Origin of the sequence: Mycolicibacterium thermoresistibile, assembly GCF_900187065.1 — a bacterium.
Lineage (GTDB): Bacteria > Actinomycetota > Actinomycetes > Mycobacteriales > Mycobacteriaceae > Mycobacterium > Mycobacterium thermoresistibile.
Window position 1 is genome coordinate 4,337,360 of the sequence record NZ_LT906483.1, and the last position, 17,597, is coordinate 4,354,956.

At 69.8% G+C, this 17,597-nt stretch carries 17 protein-coding genes and 1 riboswitch; of the genes, 7 read left to right on the forward strand and 10 right to left on the reverse strand.

The genetic code is table 11. From position 1 onward, the window contains the following. Positions 1-30 precede the first annotated feature (30 nt). A complete protein-coding gene (locus CKW28_RS20515; protein WP_003925067.1) occupies positions 31-966 on the forward strand; it encodes an iron-sulfur binding domain-containing protein in 936 nt (311 codons plus the stop codon). Here the strand turns inward: CKW28_RS20515 and CKW28_RS20520 are convergent. Both CKW28_RS20520 and CKW28_RS20525 read right to left on the reverse strand, forming a co-directional pair. Continuing rightward, entirely contained in the window at positions 894-1,889 is a 996-nt protein-coding gene (locus CKW28_RS20520; protein ID WP_003925068.1) for a GlxA family transcriptional regulator, read from the reverse strand. The genes CKW28_RS20515 and CKW28_RS20520 overlap by 73 nt on opposite strands. Before the next feature lie 48 nt (positions 1,890-1,937). Continuing rightward, positions 1,938-2,732, reverse strand: coding sequence for an alpha/beta fold hydrolase (locus CKW28_RS20525; RefSeq protein WP_197700602.1), 795 nt, complete (start codon positions 2,730-2,732; stop codon positions 1,938-1,940). 59 nt (positions 2,733-2,791) lie between these two features. Between CKW28_RS20525 and mhuD the strand changes: the two genes are divergently transcribed. The 6 genes from mhuD (at position 2,792) to CKW28_RS20555 (ending at position 7,389) form a co-directional block, all read left to right on the forward strand. After that, positions 2,792-3,109 carry a mycobilin-forming heme oxygenase MhuD gene (mhuD, locus tag CKW28_RS20530; RefSeq protein ID WP_003925070.1) on the forward strand — a complete coding sequence of 106 codons (318 nt, stop codon included), beginning with the start codon at positions 2,792-2,794 and terminating at the stop codon, positions 3,107-3,109. Beyond that, a complete protein-coding gene (locus tag CKW28_RS20535; RefSeq protein WP_003925071.1) occupies positions 3,084-4,457 on the forward strand; it encodes a serine hydrolase in 1,374 nt (457 codons plus the stop codon). The genes mhuD and CKW28_RS20535 overlap by 26 nt, the downstream gene beginning before the upstream one ends. Before the next feature lie 35 nt (positions 4,458-4,492). Next, a riboswitch (cobalamin riboswitch) is annotated at positions 4,493-4,691 on the forward strand. A 37-nt stretch (positions 4,692-4,728) separates the two neighbouring features. Beyond that, entirely contained in the window at positions 4,729-5,451 is a 723-nt protein-coding gene (locus CKW28_RS20540) for an energy-coupling factor ABC transporter permease (protein ID WP_003925072.1), read from the forward strand. Next, complete coding sequence (locus tag CKW28_RS20545; protein ID WP_050811935.1) at positions 5,448-5,837, forward strand: cobalt ECF transporter S component CbiN; 390 nt, start codon at positions 5,448-5,450, stop codon at positions 5,835-5,837. Before CKW28_RS20540 ends, CKW28_RS20545 begins: the two co-directional genes overlap by 4 nt. A gap of 9 nt (positions 5,838-5,846) precedes the next feature. Further along, positions 5,847-6,602, forward strand: coding sequence for an energy-coupling factor transporter transmembrane component T family protein (locus tag CKW28_RS20550; RefSeq protein ID WP_003925074.1), 756 nt, complete (start codon positions 5,847-5,849; stop codon positions 6,600-6,602). Then, complete coding sequence (locus tag CKW28_RS20555) at positions 6,595-7,389, forward strand: energy-coupling factor ABC transporter ATP-binding protein (protein WP_003925075.1); 795 nt, start codon at positions 6,595-6,597, stop codon at positions 7,387-7,389. The genes CKW28_RS20550 and CKW28_RS20555 overlap by 8 nt, the downstream gene beginning before the upstream one ends. A gap of 78 nt (positions 7,390-7,467) precedes the next feature. Here the strand turns inward: CKW28_RS20555 and clpC1 are convergent, their stop codons facing one another. The 8 genes from clpC1 to CKW28_RS20595 form a co-directional block, all read right to left on the reverse strand. After that, positions 7,468-10,026 (reverse strand): ATP-dependent protease ATP-binding subunit ClpC, encoded by a 2,559-nt coding sequence (clpC1, locus tag CKW28_RS20560; protein WP_040546601.1) that lies wholly within the window; start codon positions 10,024-10,026, stop codon positions 7,468-7,470. A 305-nt stretch (positions 10,027-10,331) separates the two neighbouring features. Next, positions 10,332-10,676 (reverse strand): histone-like nucleoid-structuring protein Lsr2, encoded by a 345-nt coding sequence (gene lsr2 / locus CKW28_RS20565; RefSeq protein ID WP_003925077.1) that lies wholly within the window; start codon positions 10,674-10,676, stop codon positions 10,332-10,334. Positions 10,677-10,885: 209 nt separating this feature from the next. Next, positions 10,886-12,388: a lysine--tRNA ligase gene (lysS, locus tag CKW28_RS20570; protein WP_003925078.1), complete on the reverse strand. Its 1,503-nt coding sequence runs from the start codon at positions 12,386-12,388 to the stop codon at positions 10,886-10,888. 91 nt (positions 12,389-12,479) lie between these two features. Then, the gene (locus CKW28_RS20575; protein ID WP_003925079.1) at positions 12,480-13,292 is read right to left on the reverse strand and encodes a type III pantothenate kinase; all 813 of its coding nucleotides are present in this window, start codon (positions 13,290-13,292) and stop codon (positions 12,480-12,482) included. A 4-nt stretch (positions 13,293-13,296) separates the two neighbouring features. Further along, positions 13,297-13,713 (reverse strand): aspartate 1-decarboxylase, encoded by a 417-nt coding sequence (panD, locus tag CKW28_RS20580; RefSeq protein WP_003925080.1) that lies wholly within the window; start codon positions 13,711-13,713, stop codon positions 13,297-13,299. A gap of 10 nt (positions 13,714-13,723) precedes the next feature. Continuing rightward, entirely contained in the window at positions 13,724-14,668 is a 945-nt protein-coding gene (gene panC / locus CKW28_RS20585) for a pantoate--beta-alanine ligase (RefSeq protein WP_003925081.1), read from the reverse strand. Beyond that, positions 14,665-15,588, reverse strand: coding sequence for a Rossmann-like and DUF2520 domain-containing protein (locus tag CKW28_RS20590; protein WP_003925082.1), 924 nt, complete (start codon positions 15,586-15,588; stop codon positions 14,665-14,667). The genes panC and CKW28_RS20590 overlap by 4 nt, the downstream gene beginning before the upstream one ends. Positions 15,589-15,665: 77 nt before the next feature. Continuing rightward, the gene (locus CKW28_RS20595) at positions 15,666-17,549 is read right to left on the reverse strand and encodes a DUF6779 domain-containing protein (RefSeq protein ID WP_003925083.1); all 1,884 of its coding nucleotides are present in this window, start codon (positions 17,547-17,549) and stop codon (positions 15,666-15,668) included. Between the last annotated feature and the right edge of the window lie 48 nt (positions 17,550-17,597).

Consider the following 17,597-nt stretch of genomic DNA (forward strand, 5'->3'; position numbering starts at 1 on the left):
GTGGCCATTGTGCCGCACCCGACGGTGAATATGCGCGCGACCGAGCTCCTGGGCTGGTATGAGCACGCCCGGCGGGATCTGCCCTGGCGCCGCCCCGGGGTGACTCCCTGGCAGATCCTGGTCAGCGAGGTGATGCTGCAGCAGACCCCGGTGGCGCGGGTGGCGCCGGTCTGGACCGAGTGGGTGACCCGCTGGCCCACCCCGTCGGCGACGGCCGCCGCCGGAGTGGCCGATGTGTTGCGCGCCTGGGGCAGGCTGGGATATCCGCGGCGCGCCAAACGCCTGCACGAATGCGCGGTGATCATCGCGACCCGTTTCGACGACGTGGTGCCCTCCGATGTCGACACCCTGCTCACCCTGCCCGGGGTGGGCAGCTACACCGCCCGCGCGGTGGCGTGTTTCGCCTACCGGCAACGGGTTCCGGTGGTCGACACCAACGTCCGGCGGGTGGTGACCCGGGTCGTCCACGGTGTGGCCCACGCCCCGCCGAGCAGCCGCGACCTCGACGAGGTCGCCGCGCTGCTGCCCGATGACGACACGGCGCCGCGGTTCTCGGCGGCGCTGATGGAGCTGGGTGCGACGGTGTGCACCGCGCGCAGCCCGCGGTGCGGCGACTGTCCGTTGAGCCGATGTCGTTGGCGGGAAAGGAAATACCCGCCGGCAACCGCGCCACGTCGGGTGCAGCGCTACGCCGGCACCGACCGGCAGGTTCGCGGACTGTTGCTGGACGTGCTGCGCAACAGCTCCGCACCGGTCGAGCGCGCCGCGCTGGACATGGTCTGGCTGACCGACACCGCCCAGCGCGATCGGGCGTTGCACTCGCTGTTGGCCGACGGCCTGGTGGAGCAGACTCCGGACGGCCGGTTCGCGCTGGCCGGGGAAGGGGAGCCGGATCAGTCCGTCACCTCGGCCCCGGATTCCGTTGACCCGGATGTGGTTGAGCCGCAGGCGAACCGACGCCGATAGTCCGACGGTGTCACCCCGATGACCCGGCGGAAGTGGTGGCGTAACAAGGTGGTGCTGCCGAATCCGCACCGGGCGGCGATCCGGTGGATGTCCAGATCGGTCTCCTCCAGCAGTCGGCGGGCGTAGAGCACCCGCTGATCGGTGACCCATTGCATCGGGGTGCGGCCGGTCTCCTCGACGAACCGTCGCGCGAAGGTGCGCGGCGACATGTTGGCCCGCCGCGCCAGCGACGCCACCGTATGCGTCTTGTCGAGGTTGCTCAGGATCCAATCGAGGTGGGGAGCAAAGCCTTCCGAGTGCCGAACCGGTATCGGCTGATCGATGAACTGTCGCTGCCCGCCGTCTCGTTGTGGCGGCACCACCATGTGCCGGGCGATCGTGTTGGTGACCTCGCTGCCCAGTTCGCGGCGCACCAGGTGCAGGCACGCGTCGATCCCGGCGGCGGTGCCGGCGCTGGTGATGAGGTCGCCGTCGTCGACGTAGAGCACGTTGCGGTCCACCCGCGCGGTCGGATAGCGGCGCGCCAACTCCTCGGTGAGACCCCAGTGGGTGGTGCACGGCCGGCCGTCGAGCAGGCCGGCCGCGCCGGCCAGGAACGCCCCCGAGCACACCGTGAGGATGATCGCCCCGGCGTCGGCGGCGGCGCGCACCGCGTCCAACGCCTCGGGCAGGTAGTCGTCCTGACGGATCGCCGGGATCGCCACCAGGTCGGCCCCGGCGAGTCCGTCCAGCCCGGAGTCGGGGGTGAGGGTGGCCCCGAACGAGGTGCGCACCGGTTGACCGGCCCGCGGCCCGCACACCGTGAAATCGACAGGCGGGACACCGTCGTCGGTGCGATCCACCCCGAACACTTCGCAGATCACCCCGAACTCGAAGATCGCCAGACCGTCGAGCACCAGTGCCGCCACCCTCCGCAAGGCCATGGCAGCATCTTATCGATGAGGCAGAAACCTGCCACCGCACGCGGTGTGTCAGCGGCCGGCGCACTCCGCGAACTCGGCCAGAAACGCCTCCACCGCTGCCCGGTAGGCCTCCGGGGCGTCGTCGTGGATCAGATGCCCCGCACCCGGGACCGCGACGTGTCGGGCGCAGTGACCGCACTCGGCCATCCGGCGCATCTGCCCGGGCGGGGTGACCGAGTCACCGGCTTCGATGAGCAACGCCGGCACCCGCACCGACCGCCACTGCTCCCAGTACTCGCGCACCCCCCATTCGGCGGCGATCTCGATCCAGAACCTCGGCTGGCCGTGCAACCGCCAACCGGTGTCGGTGCGGTCGAAAGCCTCCAGGAAGTACCGCCCGGCGATCGGCCCGAACTCGTCGTAAACCTGCTGCTCGGAATGGAATTCGACGGGAAGGGCGTGCAGCCACGGCTCCCACGGCCCGGTGGTGCGGCCGCGGAAGTCCGGCGCCATGTCCTCCACCACCACGGCGCTGACCAGGTCCGGCCGGGCAGCGGCCAGACACCAGCTGTGCAGGCCGCCCATCGAATGGCCGATCAAAATCGCCGGCCCGCCGAGTTCCCCGACCGCCGCGGCGAGATCGTCGACGAACCGTTCGGTGCTGATCGGGTGCGGATCGAGGACATCCCGGCCCCGGTGCCACGGCGCGTCATAGGTGTGGACCGGGCCGAATCGGGCCAGCCACGGCACCTGGCGCGACCAGGTGCTGCCCCGCCCCATCAGCCCGTGCACCAGCACCAGCGGCGGGCCGCCGGACGCGCCGCCACACGCGGTCAACAGGGAACCGGTCACGGCAGACATCATGCCGAGGACCCCGCCCCGCGGACCGAACCGCCCTGCCCGGAACCGGTAACCTGATCCGCATGGCCGTGGTGAAGATCAACGCAATCGAAGTCCCGCCCAACGCCGGGCCCGAACTGGAGAAGCGGTTCGCGAACCGGGCGCATGCCGTGGACAAGCAGCCCGGGTTCCTCGGGTTCCAGTTGTTGCGGCCGGTCAAGGGCGAGAACCGGTACTTCGTCGTCACCAAGTGGGAGTCCGAGGAGGCGTTCCAGGCCTGGGCCACCGGACCGGCCATCGAAGCCCACGCCGGTGAACACCGCAACCCGGTGGCGACCGGGGCGTCGCTGCTGGAATTCGAGGTCGTGCTCGACGTTGCCGGAAGCGGCGCCGACGAGTAACGCCCGGCGGTCACGACGGCTCATCGGCCTGCTGGCCGCCGCTGTCCTGACCGCTGCCTCAGCCGGGGCCTGTGCCGACCGCGGCACGCCGCCGGCCGATGCCGCCTACGGCACCCACATCCCCACCGGCACCCCGCAGGGTCTGCGGGCCAAGCAGACCATGGACATGCTGAACTCCGACTGGCCGATCGGCGAGCCCTCGGTCAGCACCCTGGCGGCGCCCGAGCACGTCGCCGAGGTCACCGAGAGCATGGAGACGCTCTGGTGGGACCGGCCGATCACGCTCACCGCGGTCGACATCGGAGCCGGCACCGCCACCCTGCGGGTGCGCAACTCCTACGGCGCCGAACAGGACATCGAACTGCGCGTCGACGACGAGAGCCTCGTCGACCAGTTCGAGGTGACCCTGCGCCCGCCCACGATCGAGAACTGGGCGGACATCGACACCGAGCTGACCGAATCCGGGGCCCGGTACTCCTATCAGGTGTCCAGGGTGCTCCCGGCCCCGGGTGGCCGGCGGTGCGAACCGATCGCCGGCGCCAACACCGACCTGTCGCTGCCGCTCGCCTCCATCTTCAAGTTGTACGTGCTGTTGGCCGTCGCTGAGGCGGTGCGGGCCGGCACCCTGGACTGGGACGACCGGCTGACCGTCACCGAGCGGGCCAAGGCGGTCGGCTCGGCCGCACTGGACCATCTTCCGCCCGGCGCGCAGATCTCGGTGCGCGAGGCCGCCCAGCAGATGATCTCGGCCAGCGACAACATGACCACAGATCTGCTGATCGGCCGGCTGGGCACCGACGCGGTGGAACGCGCGCTGGTCGCCGCGGGCCATCACGATCCGGCCAGCATGACGCCGTTCCCCACCATGCACGAGCTGTTCTCGGTCGGCTGGGGTGAACCCGACCTGCGGGAGCAGTGGCAACACGCCTCCCCACAGGACCGGGCCGAGTTGTTACGGCAGGTCAGCTCCCGGCCCTACCGGCCGGATCCCCAACGCACCCACACCCCGGCGTCGAACTACGGCGCCGAATGGTTCGGCACCGCCAAGGACATCTGCCGGGTACACATCGCCCTGCAGGAGGCCGCCGTGGGACCGGCGGCGCCGGTCCGCGACATCCTGTCGGCCATTCCCGGGGTGTCGGTGGACCGGTCCACGTGGACCTACATCGCCGCCAAGGGCGGCAACCTGCCCGGTGATCTGACGTTCAGTTGGTACGCGGTCGATCACACCGGCCAGCCGTGGGTGGTGAGTTTCCAGCTGAACTGGCCGCAGTACCGCAGCAAGACCGCCGCCGGCTGGCTGCTGTCGATCGTGCATCAGGCGTTCGAACTCATCCCGGTCGGATGACCGCGCCATCCGGGCGGCCGCAGCGTCCGCCCGGTGTACGCTCTCACTGCCGCGGTGACGGGAACCCGGTGGGAATCCGGGGCGGCCCTCGCCACTGTGAGCGGGAAGTCGGTGTTCTCGATGCCACTGCCGGCGCGCACGCGCAGGTGGGAAGGCGAATACCGGCGTTCCGGCGCATCTCGACGCGCCGGTGCACCCGTCAGCCAGGAGACCGGCCGCGGGCACGGACACTATGCCCACGAGGTGCTGGGCAGAAAGGTACGCCTTCACCATGCACATCGCCGAAGGTTTCCTGCCGCCGGTACATGCGGTCGCCTGGACCGTGGCGGCGGCGCCGTTCGTGATCTACGGGGCCCGGCAGGTCGTCATCACGGTCCGGCGCCAGCCGTCGTCCGGGCCGCTGCTGGCGGCGGTCGGCGCGTTCTCGTTCGTGATGTCCGCGATCAAACTGCCGTCGGTGACGGGCTCGAGCTCGCATCCGACCGGAACCGGACTCGGCACGGCGATCTTCCGGCCACCGGTCATGGCCTTCCTCGGGTCGATCGTCCTGCTGTTCCAGGCGCTGCTGCTCGCCCACGGCGGGATCACCACGCTCGGGGCGAATGCGTTCTCGATGGCGATCGCCGGCCCGTGGGCGGGCTTCGCGGTCTACGTCGCGCTGCGCCGGGCCGGCGTGGGTGTGTTGCCGGCGGTGTTCGCGCTGGCCTTCGTCGCCGACCTCGTCACCTACATCGTCACGAGCATCCAGCTCGCGCTGGCGTTCCCGGCCGCCGAGGGCGGCTTCACGGAGAGCCTGGTCGAGTTCCTGGGGGTGTTCGCGCTGACGCAGGTGCCGCTCGCGGTCGTCGAAGGACTCATCACCGTGGTGCTCGTGCGCATCCTCATGCACGTGGCCTCCTCCGAGTTGCTGAGGCTGCGCTTCCTCAAGAGCCACGAAGTCCCCGCCGGGGCCGACGTCGAGCCCGGCTCCGAACGCGAGGAGGTCCAGCGATGAGCACCCGATCCGGTCGACCTGCCACCCGCAGATCCGTCGCACTCCTTGCGGCGCCACTGCTGATCCTGGCCGCCGTGATCGCCGTCGGCTCGATGTGGTACGGCTACGCACAGGACGCCGACGCGGAGTTCTCCGGTGCCGACGGGCAGGCCGAAGAGGTGATCGGCGCGATCGAAGAGGGCTACGAACCGTGGTTCTCGCCGCTGGTCGGCGAGCTTCCGGGTGAAGTCGAGTCCGGGCTTTTCGCACTGCAGGCGGGCATCGGTGGTATCGCACTGGGCGCCGCGGTCGGCTGGTACGCCGGGCGTGCACGCGGGCGCCGCGAAACCGCGCCGGCCGGTCCCGGACCGGTCGGGGAATCCGAAGGGGACCGTGGCGGCCACTGAGTCGCAACCGTGAATCCCCTCGATCTCAGCGCGGCACACAACCGGTGGTCGGGCGTCCCCGCGGCCGAGAAGCTCTGCTTCTACGGCGGGCTGTTGCTCTGCGCGATGCTGCTTCCGCCGCGCACCGGAGCGCCGTTGGTACTGCTGGTGGTCGCGGTCTCCACCCTGGTGTTCGCCCGGGTGCAGGTCCGGCTCTTCCTGCTCGCGATGCTGGGCCCGCTGGTGTTCATCATGCTCGGCGCGTTGCCGATCGCGGTGAGCCTGCGCGGCGGGCCGCACTGGGAGCCGGGCGGGGTCGATCTTGCGCTCGACACCGCTCTGCGGGCACTCGCCGCATCGGCCGCGACGATCAGTCTGGCCATGACCACGCTGATGGCCGACCTGCTCGACCTGGCCCGGCGGGCCGGGACTCCCCCCGCTCTGTGCCACGTGGCCGATCTGACCTACCGTCTGGTCGGCATCCTGTTGCGGTCCGCGCTGCGGGCCAGGGAAGCCGTCGGCCTGCGGTTGGGGCTGCGTCGGCCGCGTGACGCCATCACCGTGATCGGCACCCAGTTCGCACTCATCTTCATCCGCGGCACCGACCGCGCCAGGGCCATGTCGGAGGCGATGTCGCTGCGGGCGGATCCGGGGGCGACCGCCGTTCTCACCTCGGCCCGCCCGGTCCGCGCATCCCGTCTGGTGGGCACGGCGGCGCTGCTCGCCGCGATCGCCGCGGTGGCCACGCTGACCTGGCTGGGCTGGAAGGGGTGGCACGGTGTCTGACGACGATCCCGCCCTGCTCGCCCTGCGCGACGCCGGATTCCGCTATCCCCGCGGACCACGGGTCCTCGACGGCGTGCAACTGTCCATCGGCCCAGGTCAGCGGCTGGCTTTGGTGGGGGCCAACGGTTCCGGCAAGACCACGTTGTTGCGGCTCCTCGTGGGCCTGGCCAAGCCGACATCGGGAACCCTGCTGCTCGACGGCAACGTGGTCACCGGGTCCCGGGCGGACCGCAGACGGCTACGCACCCGGGTGCAGATGGTGCTGCAGGAACCCGACGATCAGATCATCGGCGCCACGGTTCGGGCGGACGTCTCGTTCGGGCCGCTCAATCTCGGCCTCGACCACACGGAAGTGCACGACCGGGTCGACGCGGCCATGGCCGCGCTGGGAATCACCGAACTCGGCGACCGGACTCCGCACCACCTGTCGTTCGGACAACGCAAACGGGTCGCCATCGCCGGCGCGGTGGCCATGCGGCCCAGCGTGCTGCTCCTCGACGAGGCGACGGCCGGTCTCGATCCGCGGGCGGTCGAGGACCTGTTGCGCACGCTCACCGAACTCTCCGACGCGGGTACCGCCGTCGTGCTGGCCACCCACGATGTCGACGTCGCGTGGCGCTGGTCGCAGGAAACCCTCGTGCTGCACGACGGGACCGTGCGCCGGGGCCCGACCCACACCCTGTTGTGCGACGAGGCACTGCTGACCAGGGCGAGGCTCATGCTGCCGTGGGGCGCCGCGGTGTCGCGGCGCCTCAACCGCCTCGTGCTCCACCCGGGCGAGGTGTGAGCTGCCGTAGACGGAATTCGGGCGGTCACCGATACCGGTGACCGCCCGAATCCGGTCGTGTTCAGTCGCCGGGGGTGCTCACTCGGTGGGAGCGCCCGCCGCCCCGGCGGCGGCACCGGCTGCCCCGGCCTTGGCGAGATCCGGTTCGGCCGGTGCGGCCGGCTTGGGCCCACCGGTGAAGGTGAACCGGGCATCCTCGCCGGCACCCTCGCCGTCCCAGTTCTCCACGTCGACCGTGATCAGCTGTCCCGGACGCAGCTCCTCGAACAGGATCTTCTCCGACAGCTGGTCCTCGATCTCCCGCTGGATGGTGCGGCGCAGCGGCCGCGCCCCCAGCACCGGATCGAACCCGCGCTTGGCCAGCAACTGCTTGGCCTTGTCGGTCAGCTGCAGATCCATGTCCTTGGCCTTCAGCTGGTTGCGCACCCGGTCGATCATCAGGTCGACCATCTGGATGATCTGCTCCTGCGTCAGCTGGTGGAAGACGATGATGTCGTCGATGCGGTTGAGGAACTCCGGGCGGAAGTGCTTCTTCAGTTCGTCGTGAACTTTCTGCTTCATCCGCTCGTAGTTGTTCTCGCTACCACCCTGGCTGAAGCCCAGCCCCACGGCCTTCGAGATGTCCGAGGTGCCCAGGTTGGAGGTGAAGATCAACACGGTGTTCTTGAAGTCCACCGTCCGGCCCTGACCGTCGGTCAGCCGGCCGTCCTCCAGGACCTGCAACAGAGTGTTGTAGATCTCCTGGTGGGCCTTCTCGATCTCGTCGAAGAGCACCACGCTGAACGGCTTGCGCCGCACCTTCTCGGTGAGCTGGCCGCCCTCCTCGTAGCCGACGTAGCCCGGAGGGGCACCGAACAGCCGCGAGGCGGTGAACCGGTCGTGGTACTCGCCCATGTCGATCTGGATCAGCGCATCCTCGTCGCCGAACAGGAACTCCGCCAGCGCCTTGGACAGCTCGGTCTTCCCGACCCCGGACGGGCCGGCGAAGATGAACGAGCCCGAGGGCCGCTTCGGATCCTTCAGGCCGGCGCGGGTGCGGCGGATCGCCTTGGACACTGCGCGGACCGCATCCTCCTGCCCGATGATCCGCTTGTGCAGCTCCTCCTCCATGCGCAGCAGCCGAGTGGTCTCCGCCTCGGTCAGCTTGAACACCGGGATGCCGGTCCAGTTGCCCAGCACCTCGGCGATCTGCTCGTCGTCGACCTCGGCGACCACATCGAGGTCACCGGCGCGCCACTGCTTCTCCCGCTCGGCGCGCTGAGCGACCAGCTGCTTCTCCTGATCGCGCAGGGCGGCCGCCTTCTCGAAGTCCTGCGCGTCGATCGCGGACTCCTTCTCGCGGCGCGTCTCGGCGATCTTCTCGTCGAACTCGCGCAGATCGGGCGGCGCGGTCATGCGGCGGATCCGCATCCGGGCGCCGGCCTCGTCGATCAGGTCGATCGCCTTGTCCGGCAGGTACCGGTCGTTGATGTACCGGTCGGCCAGGGTGGCGGCGGCGACCATCGCGCTGTCGGTGATCGAGACGCGGTGGTGCGCCTCGTACCGGTCGCGCAGACCCTTGAGGATCTCGATGGTGTGCTCCACCGTCGGCTCACCGACCTGAACCGGCTGGAACCGGCGCTCCAGGGCGGCGTCCTTCTCGATGTACTTGCGGTACTCGTCGAGCGTGGTCGCGCCGATGGTCTGCAGCTCACCGCGGGCCAGCTTCGGCTTGAGGATGCTCGCGGCGTCGATCGCACCCTCGGCGGCGCCCGCACCGACCAGCGTGTGCAGCTCGTCGATGAACAGGATGATGTCGCCGCGGGTGTTGATCTCCTTGAGCACCTTCTTCAGGCGTTCCTCGAAGTCACCGCGGTACCGGCTGCCGGCCACCAGTGAGCCCAGGTCCAGCGTGTACAGCTGCTTGTCCTTGAGCGTCTCCGGCACCTCGCCGGCGACGATGGCCTGCGCCAGCCCCTCGACCACGGCGGTCTTGCCGACGCCGGGCTCGCCGATCAGCACCGGGTTGTTCTTGGTGCGGCGGCTCAGCACCTGCATGATCCGCTCGACCTCTTTTTCCCGGCCGATGACGGGATCGAGCTTTCCTTCGGCAGCCGCCTGGGTCAGGTTGCGGCCGAACTGGTCGAGCACCAGCGACGTGGACGGATTGCCCGATTCGCCGCCCCGCCCGCCGGTGCCGGCCTCGGCGGCCTCCTTGCCCTGGTAGCCGCTCAGCAGCTGGATGACCTGCTGGCGGACCCGGGTGAGTTCGGCGCCCAGCTTCACCAGCACCTGGGCGGCGACGCCCTCACCCTCTCGAATCAGGCCGAGCAGAATGTGTTCGGTGCCGATGTAGTTGTGCCCGAGCTGCAGCGCCTCGCGCAGGCTCAGCTCCAGCACCTTCTTGGCGCGCGGGGTGAACGGGATGTGTCCGGACGGAGCCTGCTGGCCTTGGCCGATGATCTCCTCGACCTGGCTGCGCACCCCTTCCAGCGAAATACCGAGCGATTCCAGCGACTTGGCCGCTACACCCTCACCCTCGTGGATCAGTCCCAGGAGGATGTGCTCGGTCCCGATGTAGTTGTGGTTGAGCATCCGGGCTTCTTCTTGAGCCAGGACGACCACCCTGCGGGCGCGGTCGGTGAATCTCTCAAACATCGGTGGTTACCTGCTCTCCGTTACATAGCGCGGTACTCATCGCGACAACGCCGCGACAGCACCTGCCGTCCACTCTAATGGGCGGCGGCCCCAGGCGTCGGGTTGCCTTTCGGTTCGGCTCACCCGTCGGGCAGCCGCGGCGAATTGTTCGTCGCGCTATTTGCCCTGTACCCGGTGCTGCAGATGACCAACGTATGCGCCCGGGGGTTTGTTTCCACCCCCGGGCCGCCCGAGTTCGCCGCTAGCGAAAGCGCTCATCTCGTCGGATCCGCGCCACATCCGGCAACAGCGGCACCGGTTGCCGATCAGCTCGCCGCGGCGTGGAACGCCTCGATGATCTCCGCCGGGATGCGGCCCCGCGTCGACACGTTGTGGCCGTTGCGGCGTGCCCATTCCCGGATGGCCGCGCTCTGTTCCCGGTCGATGGTGCCCCGCGCCTTGGCCGCACTCGCGGAACGGCCACGGCGGCGACCGCCCACCCGCCGGCCGGCTTCCACCCACTTCTTCATGTCGTTACGCAGCTTCTCCGCATTCTTGGCGGACAGGTCGATTTCGTAGGTGACCCCGTCGAGGCCGAATTCAACGGTCTCATCGGCTTCGGTTTCACCATCAAAATCATCGACCAACGTGACGGTAACTTTCTTAGCCATCAGCCGCTGCCCCTCCGCCTAACTAGAGATTGCACGCATCGATTTCCGAATCCCGTCTCAATGTGTCATGAGGTGTCATGACTTCGAGACCAATTCACGGAATAGCGTACCACTCAAGATCGGTCGCAGTGGTCCGACGATCGGAGTTCGACTATCGGGCGTTCGACTATCGGGCGTTTCTCTTTGGGGAGTCGCCGATCGTTTCGTGTCTAACGAGGTTTGACTATCGGGAACAAAACGGTCTCCCGGATTGACAGTCCGGTCAACGTCATCATCAATCGATCGATCCCCATTCCGGTTCCGGTCGACGGCGGCATCCCGTACTCGAGGGCGGCGAGGAAATCCTCGTCCAGCGCCATTGCCTCGTCGTCACCGGCGGCCGCGGCGCGGGCCTGGGCCTCGAAGCGCTCCCGCTGAATTATCGGGTCGGTGAGTTCGGAATAACCGGTCGCCAACTCGATACGGCGAACGTAGAGATCCCATTTCTCGGTCACCCCGGGGATACTGCGGTGCGATCTCGTCAACGGCGTGGTCTCCACCGGGAAATCCTTGACGAAGGTGGGCGCCCACAGTTTCGCACCGACGGTGTGCTCCCACAGCTCCTCGACGAGCTTGCCGTGCCCGTAACCACGATCCCTGGGAATATCCAACCCCAACCGGTCCGCGATCGCCCACAACGTCTCGGCCGGCGTGTCGGGGGTGATCTCCTCGCCCAGCGCCTCCGACAGGGAGGGATACATTTGAATCGACTCCCATTCCCCGTCGAGGTCGTAGACCGTGCCATCGGGCAACGGCACTTGTCGGGTGCCGATGGCCTCGTCGGCGACTTCCTGAATTAATTCCCGGGTCACCACCGCGGAATCGTCGTAGGTGCCGTACGCCTGATAAGTCTCCAACATCACGAATTCCGGGGAATGTGTGGAATCCGCGCCTTCGTTTCGGAACACCCGATTCAGTTCGAAGACCCGCTCGAAACCGCCGACCAGGCAGCGCTTGAGGAACAACTCCGGCGCAATCCGCAGATAAAGCTCGGTGTCGAGGGCATTTGAGTGGGTGACGAACGGGCGGGCCGCCGCACCACCGGCCAATGTCTGCAACATCGGCGTCTCGACTTCGAGGAATCCGCGCCGCTCCAGCGCCGAACGGATCGCGCGCATCACCGCGATTCGTTGCCGCGCCACCTTCCGGGCCTGATCGCGCACGATGAGGTCCACGTAACGCTGCCGGACCCGGGATTCCTCCGACATCTCCTTGTGCGCGACCGGCAATGGCCGCAGCGCCTTGGCGGCCATTTGCCAGGAGTCGGCGAGCACAGACAGCTCGCCGCGTTTCGAGGTGATCACCTCGCCGTGCACGAAGACGATGTCGCCGATGTCGACGTAGGTCTTCCAGTTGTCCAGCGCTTCCTGCCCCACCTCGGCGAGACTGATCATCGCCTGTAGCTGGGTGCCGTCGCCTTCCTGCAGGGTCGCGAAGCACAGCTTGCCGGAATTCCGGGCGAACACCACCCGGCCGGTGACGCCTACGATCTCGCCGGTGCGCGCGTCGACGGGCAGGTCGGGGTAGGCCTGCCGGATCTCGAGCAGGGTGTGCGTCCGCGGCACGTCGACCGGATACGGCTGCCGGCCCTGAGCGAGCAGGTCCGCACGCTTGGCCTGGCGAATGCGGAATTGTTCGGGCAGGTCAGGATCAACCGATTCGGGTGGAGTCACAGTGTGGGAGCTTAGTGAACGCGTCTCCAGCGGCTGTGCCCAGCGCTCACTTGTCGGTGGCCGGGTCTGTGGCCGGGGGTTCGCCGACCGGTCATCGGGCCTGGCGCAGCCGGCCCCGGCTGCTGTCGCGGTTGCGTTCGAACACCAACCGCAGGCCGTCCAGGGTCAGATACCGGTCGTAGTGTTCGACGGTTTCCAGATCGGGCAGCAGGATCGGCGCGATGTGGCCGGTGGCGACCACCGCGACGTCTCCGGTGAATCCGTCGACGTCCCGGCGGACGCGGTTGACCAGCCCGTCGACCAGGCCGGCGAAGCCGAACACCGCACCGGCCTGCATGCATTCGACGGTGTTCTTGCCGATCACCGATCGCGGCCGGGTCAGCTCGACGCGGCGCAGCGCCGCGGATCTCGCGGCGGCGGCGTCGGAGGACACCTGCACGCCCGGGGCGATCGCACCGCCGAGGAACTCGCCCTTGGCCGACACCACGTCCACACAGATCGACGATCCGAAGTCGACCACGATGGCCGCGGTGCCGAACTTGTGGTAGGCGGCGAGGCAGTTGACGATGCGGTCGGCCCCGACCTCCTTGGGATTGTCGACGAGCAGCGGGATACCGGTCCGCACCCCCGGCTCGATCAGCACGTGCGGCACCGACGGCCAGTACTGCTCGAGCATGATGCGCACCTCGTGCAGCACCGACGGCACCGTGGACAGCGCCGACACCCCGGTCAGCCGCTCCCCGTCGTCGCCGATCAGGCCGTCGATGGTCAACGCGAGTTCGTCGGCGGTGACCTCCGGTTCGGTGCGGATGCGGAAGTGCTGCACCACTTTGGCGTGACTGCCCGACCCCGATATCAGTCCGACGACGGTATGGGTGTTCCGGACGTCGATCGCCAGCAGCACCGCACTACCTCGGCGACATCAGTTCGGCTGCGTCGGCGGGCACGTAGGCCGGATCGGAGGCGTGCACGCCCAGGTCGATCGGCTTGTTGTCGGCGTCGACGAACACGATGCGGGGCTGATAGGTGCGGGCCTCGGCGTCGGACATGGTGCCGTAGGCGATCAGGATCACCAGGTCCCCGGGATGCACCAGATGCGCGGCGGCGCCGTTGATGCCGATCACCCCGCTGCCGCGTTCGCCGGTGATCGCGTAGGTCACCAACCGGGCGCCGTTGGTGATGTCGACGATCGTGACCTGCTCACCCTCGAGCAGGTCCGCGGCGTCCATCAGGTCGGCGTCGATGGTGACCGAGCCGACGTAATGCAGATCCGCCTGCGTCACCGTGGCGCGGTGGATCTTGGACTTGAGCATGGTTCGGAACATCGAATCTCTCTCAGTTTCTCCAGGGCAGTTCGCTGCCGCGGTCGGCCGCGACGAGCGGGTGACCGTCGATGCCCGCACTGGCACCGATGTCGATGGCGATGTTGTCCAACAGCCGGGTGTCTCCCAGCCGCGCGGCGACCAACATACGGCCCGGACCGTACGGCGGCGCCGGCCCCAGCATGGGGTCACGAAGTTCCAGGTAGTCGACCTCGATCTCGGGAACCTCGTCGAGCACCGCACGGGCGGCGTCCAGCGCGGCCGCCGCCCCGCCCGGCGCGGCGTAGCTGCCGGCCAGCAGCGCCGCGGACAACGCCCCGGCCTGCTCCCGCTGCTCGTCGGTGAGGTAGCGGTTGCGCGAGGACATCGCCAGTCCGTCGGCTTCGCGCACGGTCGGCACCCCGACGATCTGCACGTCGACGTTGAGATCTTTGACCAGCTGCCGGATCAGCACCAGCTGCTGGTAGTCCTTCTCCCCGAAGAACGCGCTGTCCGGCCGCACGATCTGCAGCAGCTTGAGCACCACGGTCAGCACACCGGCGAAATGTCCGGGCCGCGAAGCGCCTTCGAGCTCATCGGCGAGCGGCCCGGGTTGCACCGAGGTGCGGGGGCCGTCCGGGTACATGTCGTCGACGGTCGGGGTGAACGCGATCTCGACCCCTTCCTCGCGCAGCGCGGCGAGGTCGTCGTCGAGGGTGCGCGGGTATGTGTCGAGGTCCTCGTTGGCGCCGAACTGCAGCGGGTTGACGAAGATCGACACCACCACCACGGCGCCCTGCACCCGTTTGGCGGCGCGGACCAGGGCCAGATGCCCGTCGTGCAGCGCCCCCATCGTCGGCACCAGCATCACCCGCCGTCCGGTGGCGCGCAGCGCCCGGCAGACCTCGCCGACCGCCCGGGGCTGGGTGTAGACGTTCAGTTGGCCGGCGGTGAACGTGGGCGACGTGCGCACCGTCATGGCTGCCCCTCCTCGGCGAACACCGCGAAAACCTCCTCGGGCGCGCGGGCACGCTGCGCGGTGCGCAGCGAATTGCACCGGTATGCCTGCGCCAGTTGCGGATCCACATCGGCCAGGGCGCGCAGGTGCCGGGCGACCGCCGCTCCGTCGCCGCGGGCCACCGGCCCGGTGAGCGCCGCCTGACCACGCTGCAGGGCGTTCTCCAGGGAGGCCCGGGCCAGCGGTCCGACCACCCGTTCGGCCAGCCCACCGGGGGCGTCGTCGATCAGTTGCTGGCCGAGCAGTTCGTGTCCGGCCAGCGCGGACCGCAGCGCCTCCACGGCGTCGAGGACCACGGTGATCACGTGGTTGCCGGCGTGTGCGAGCGCCGCGTGGTACAGCGGGCGGACGTCCTCGGCGACCCGGAACGGCTCGCCGCCGATCTCCAGCACCAGCGACTGGGCGACCGCGTATCCGACGTCGTCGGCGGCGGTGACGCCGAAGCAGCTGCCGGCCAGCCGTTCGATGTCCTCGTCGGAGCCGGTGAACGTCATCGCCGGATGGATGGCCAGCGGGGTGCAGCCCTGTTCGGTCAGCGGCGCCAGCACCGCGATCCCGTTGGCGCCCGAGGTGTGCGCCACGATGGTTCCGGGCCGCACCGCCTCGGTGGCGGCCAGTCCGCTCACCAGGCCGGGCAGCTCGGTGTCGGGCACCGCCAGCAGCAGCAGTTCGGCGCGGGCGGCGACATCGGGCACCGGTAGGACGGCGGTGTCGGGCAGCCGTTCCTCGGCGCGCCGCCGCGATGCGTGCGAGACGGCGCTACACGCCACCACCACGTGGTCGACGCGTTCCAGCGCGACACCCAGCGCCGTGCCGACCCGGCCGGCGGAGATGATGCCGACGGCAAGCCGCGCCGGACGAAGTCCGTTGGGGGCACCCATGCAGCAGCGACCTCGCTGATCGATAGTTCTCGTTCCGGTCCTGCGATGCGGGTACCGGACGGTCGCCCCAGCCTAACTCACCCCTCATGGCGGGGCGCAATGTCATCATCGTCACGGTTGCGGCGGCTGCGCCGGCCGGTGGCGGTGCCGTTGGCCTGCAGCCGGGCCAGCAGCTCGGCGACGGACTGGCCGCCGGTGTGCTGCCCCGATTCGTCGCGCTCGGCGGCGCGTCGCCGGGACCGCGGCACCGGTGTCCCGGCAGGCCGGGATCCCGCCGGCTGGGATCCTGCGGGCCGCGAATCCGCCGGGCTGTCCGGGCGCGGGGGTGGTGGGACCGGGCCGAACGTCGGCACGCCGGATACGTCCGGGCCGGTGGCGGCGCCGGGTGCGTAGTGCCGCCCCCGGGGTGGCTCCGGCGGGGAGGACGGTGCCGCCGGCTCCGGCGCCGGCGGGGTGTCCGGTTCCGGCTTGCGGCGGCGGCCGACGTACTCCCGGGGCGGTTCGGGCGTCCGTTCCGATGCCGGCTGTGCGGCCCGTGCCGGGTCCGGGCTGGGCGCCGGGCCCGGTTGCGGGGTCGGTTGTGGGGCCGGCTCAGGGACGGGCGCGATCGGCTCCTCACGCTCCCCGAATGTCGGCTCGGCCCGGTCTTGAGCGTGGTCGGGGCCCCTGTCTTCAGCGTGGTCGGGGGCCGTGTCTCCGGCCCGGGCGGGTGCGCCCTCGTCGACCGGTGCGACCCAGTTGCTCCCCGGTGTACCCGGTGGGGCCCACCGACCCTCGGACGGCGCCGGACGCCACTGCCCCGCACCGGCGGTGTCACCGGGCTCAGCGGTCTGCGCGGGCTCGGCGTAGCGGGCGGACCGGGTGGGCCGCACCGGCTCCGATTCGGTGTGCGGCTGTTGCGGTGGCAGCCACGGGAACTCGACGTCCTGGTCGGCCCTGCGCCGCCGCCCGCCCTCCGGGGCCGGCGGGGGCGTCCGGGCCGGCTCCGCCGGTGGGGTGGGCTGTTGGGCGGATTCGGGCTGTGCCGCCCGGCGATCGGACGGGGCCGGGGACGGCCGCCATCCCGGCTGCGGATCGGTCACCCAGTTCGCCGTCGCGCTGCGCCCGGCGGGCTCCTGCGATGTCCCGCCGGCCGCGGCGGCGTCGTCGGCCGCGGGCTCGTCGTCGGCGTAGCGCCGCCGGCGGCGCCGCGGCGGCGCGCTCTGCCCGGCATCCGGGGTCGCACCCGGGGTGGCATCCGGGGTCGCATCCGAGGTGGCACTGTGTGCGGCACTGTGGGCGCCGGGCACGGGTTCGGGCCGCCCGGCTCGGTTCGTGGCGCCGCCGGCGGTGTCGTGCACCGGCGCCCAGTCCCCCTCCGGTGAATGCGGTTCGGCCGCCACATCGATGATCGCGCTGTCGTCGTCGCCGTCCTCGGGGCCGGTCGCGTCGTACCGGCTGGCGACCAGCCGGCCGGCGGGTTCCTCGCGCGCCCAGTCGCTGTAGGCGCGGACCGTGGTGCGTTCGGTCTCCAACGCCGGCCGGTGGGCCAGATCGGTGTCGAACAGGATCTCCAGGTTGGCGCGCAGCGCGGCCAGCTCGGCACGCAGCGCCGCCACTTCGTCGGACTGCTGTGCCTGCAGTTCGGCCGCCAGCTCCCGGCGCAGCTGGGTCTCCAGCGTGAGTTCATACTCCCGGCGGGCCGAGATCTCCCGGTCCAGCTGCAGGTCGTAGACGAGTTTCAGATCCCGCGCCTTGGCCTGGTCGATATCGCTCTGCCGGCGGTAGATGACCGAGACGAACGCCGCGGCCACCGCGGCCCACAACGACAGGATGACGGCCAGTTTCAACAACTCGACCCGGTTCGTGAACACCAGAGCCGAGCTGGCCGCGATGGCGAGCACCAGCAACGCCGTCAGCAACACCCAGCCCGGCCTGCGGCCACCGCGGCGGGGCCGGGAACCGCGGGTCAGAACCGTCATGGGCCGACTGTACCTGGCACTGCTCACCGCGCGTGTCGACCACGAACG

What these genes read in the sequence shown, in the direction of transcription:
- CKW28_RS20515 (WP_003925067.1), top strand. Translation starts at nt 31, where the DNA reads ATGCGCGCGACCGAGCTCCTGGGCTGGTATGAGCACGCCCGGCGGGAT.
- CKW28_RS20520 (WP_003925068.1), bottom strand. Translation starts at nt 1,889, where the DNA reads ATGGCCTTGCGGAGGGTGGCGGCACTGGTGCTCGACGGTCTGGCGATC.
- CKW28_RS20525 (WP_197700602.1), bottom strand. Translation starts at nt 2,732, where the DNA reads ATGATGTCTGCCGTGACCGGTTCCCTGTTGACCGCGTGTGGCGGCGCG.
- mhuD (WP_003925070.1), top strand. Translation starts at nt 2,792, where the DNA reads ATGGCCGTGGTGAAGATCAACGCAATCGAAGTCCCGCCCAACGCCGGG.
- CKW28_RS20540 (WP_003925072.1), top strand. Translation starts at nt 4,729, where the DNA reads ATGCACATCGCCGAAGGTTTCCTGCCGCCGGTACATGCGGTCGCCTGG.
- CKW28_RS20545 (WP_050811935.1), top strand. Translation starts at nt 5,448, where the DNA reads ATGAGCACCCGATCCGGTCGACCTGCCACCCGCAGATCCGTCGCACTC.
- clpC1 (WP_040546601.1), bottom strand. Translation starts at nt 10,026, where the DNA reads ATGTTTGAGAGATTCACCGACCGCGCCCGCAGGGTGGTCGTCCTGGCT.
- lsr2 (WP_003925077.1), bottom strand. Translation starts at nt 10,676, where the DNA reads ATGGCTAAGAAAGTTACCGTCACGTTGGTCGATGATTTTGATGGTGAA.
- panD (WP_003925080.1), bottom strand. Translation starts at nt 13,713, where the DNA reads ATGTTCCGAACCATGCTCAAGTCCAAGATCCACCGCGCCACGGTGACG.
- panC (WP_003925081.1), bottom strand. Translation starts at nt 14,668, where the DNA reads ATGACGGTGCGCACGTCGCCCACGTTCACCGCCGGCCAACTGAACGTC.
- CKW28_RS20590 (WP_003925082.1), bottom strand. Translation starts at nt 15,588, where the DNA reads ATGGGTGCCCCCAACGGACTTCGTCCGGCGCGGCTTGCCGTCGGCATC.
- CKW28_RS20595 (WP_003925083.1), bottom strand. Translation starts at nt 17,549, where the DNA reads ATGACGGTTCTGACCCGCGGTTCCCGGCCCCGCCGCGGTGGCCGCAGG.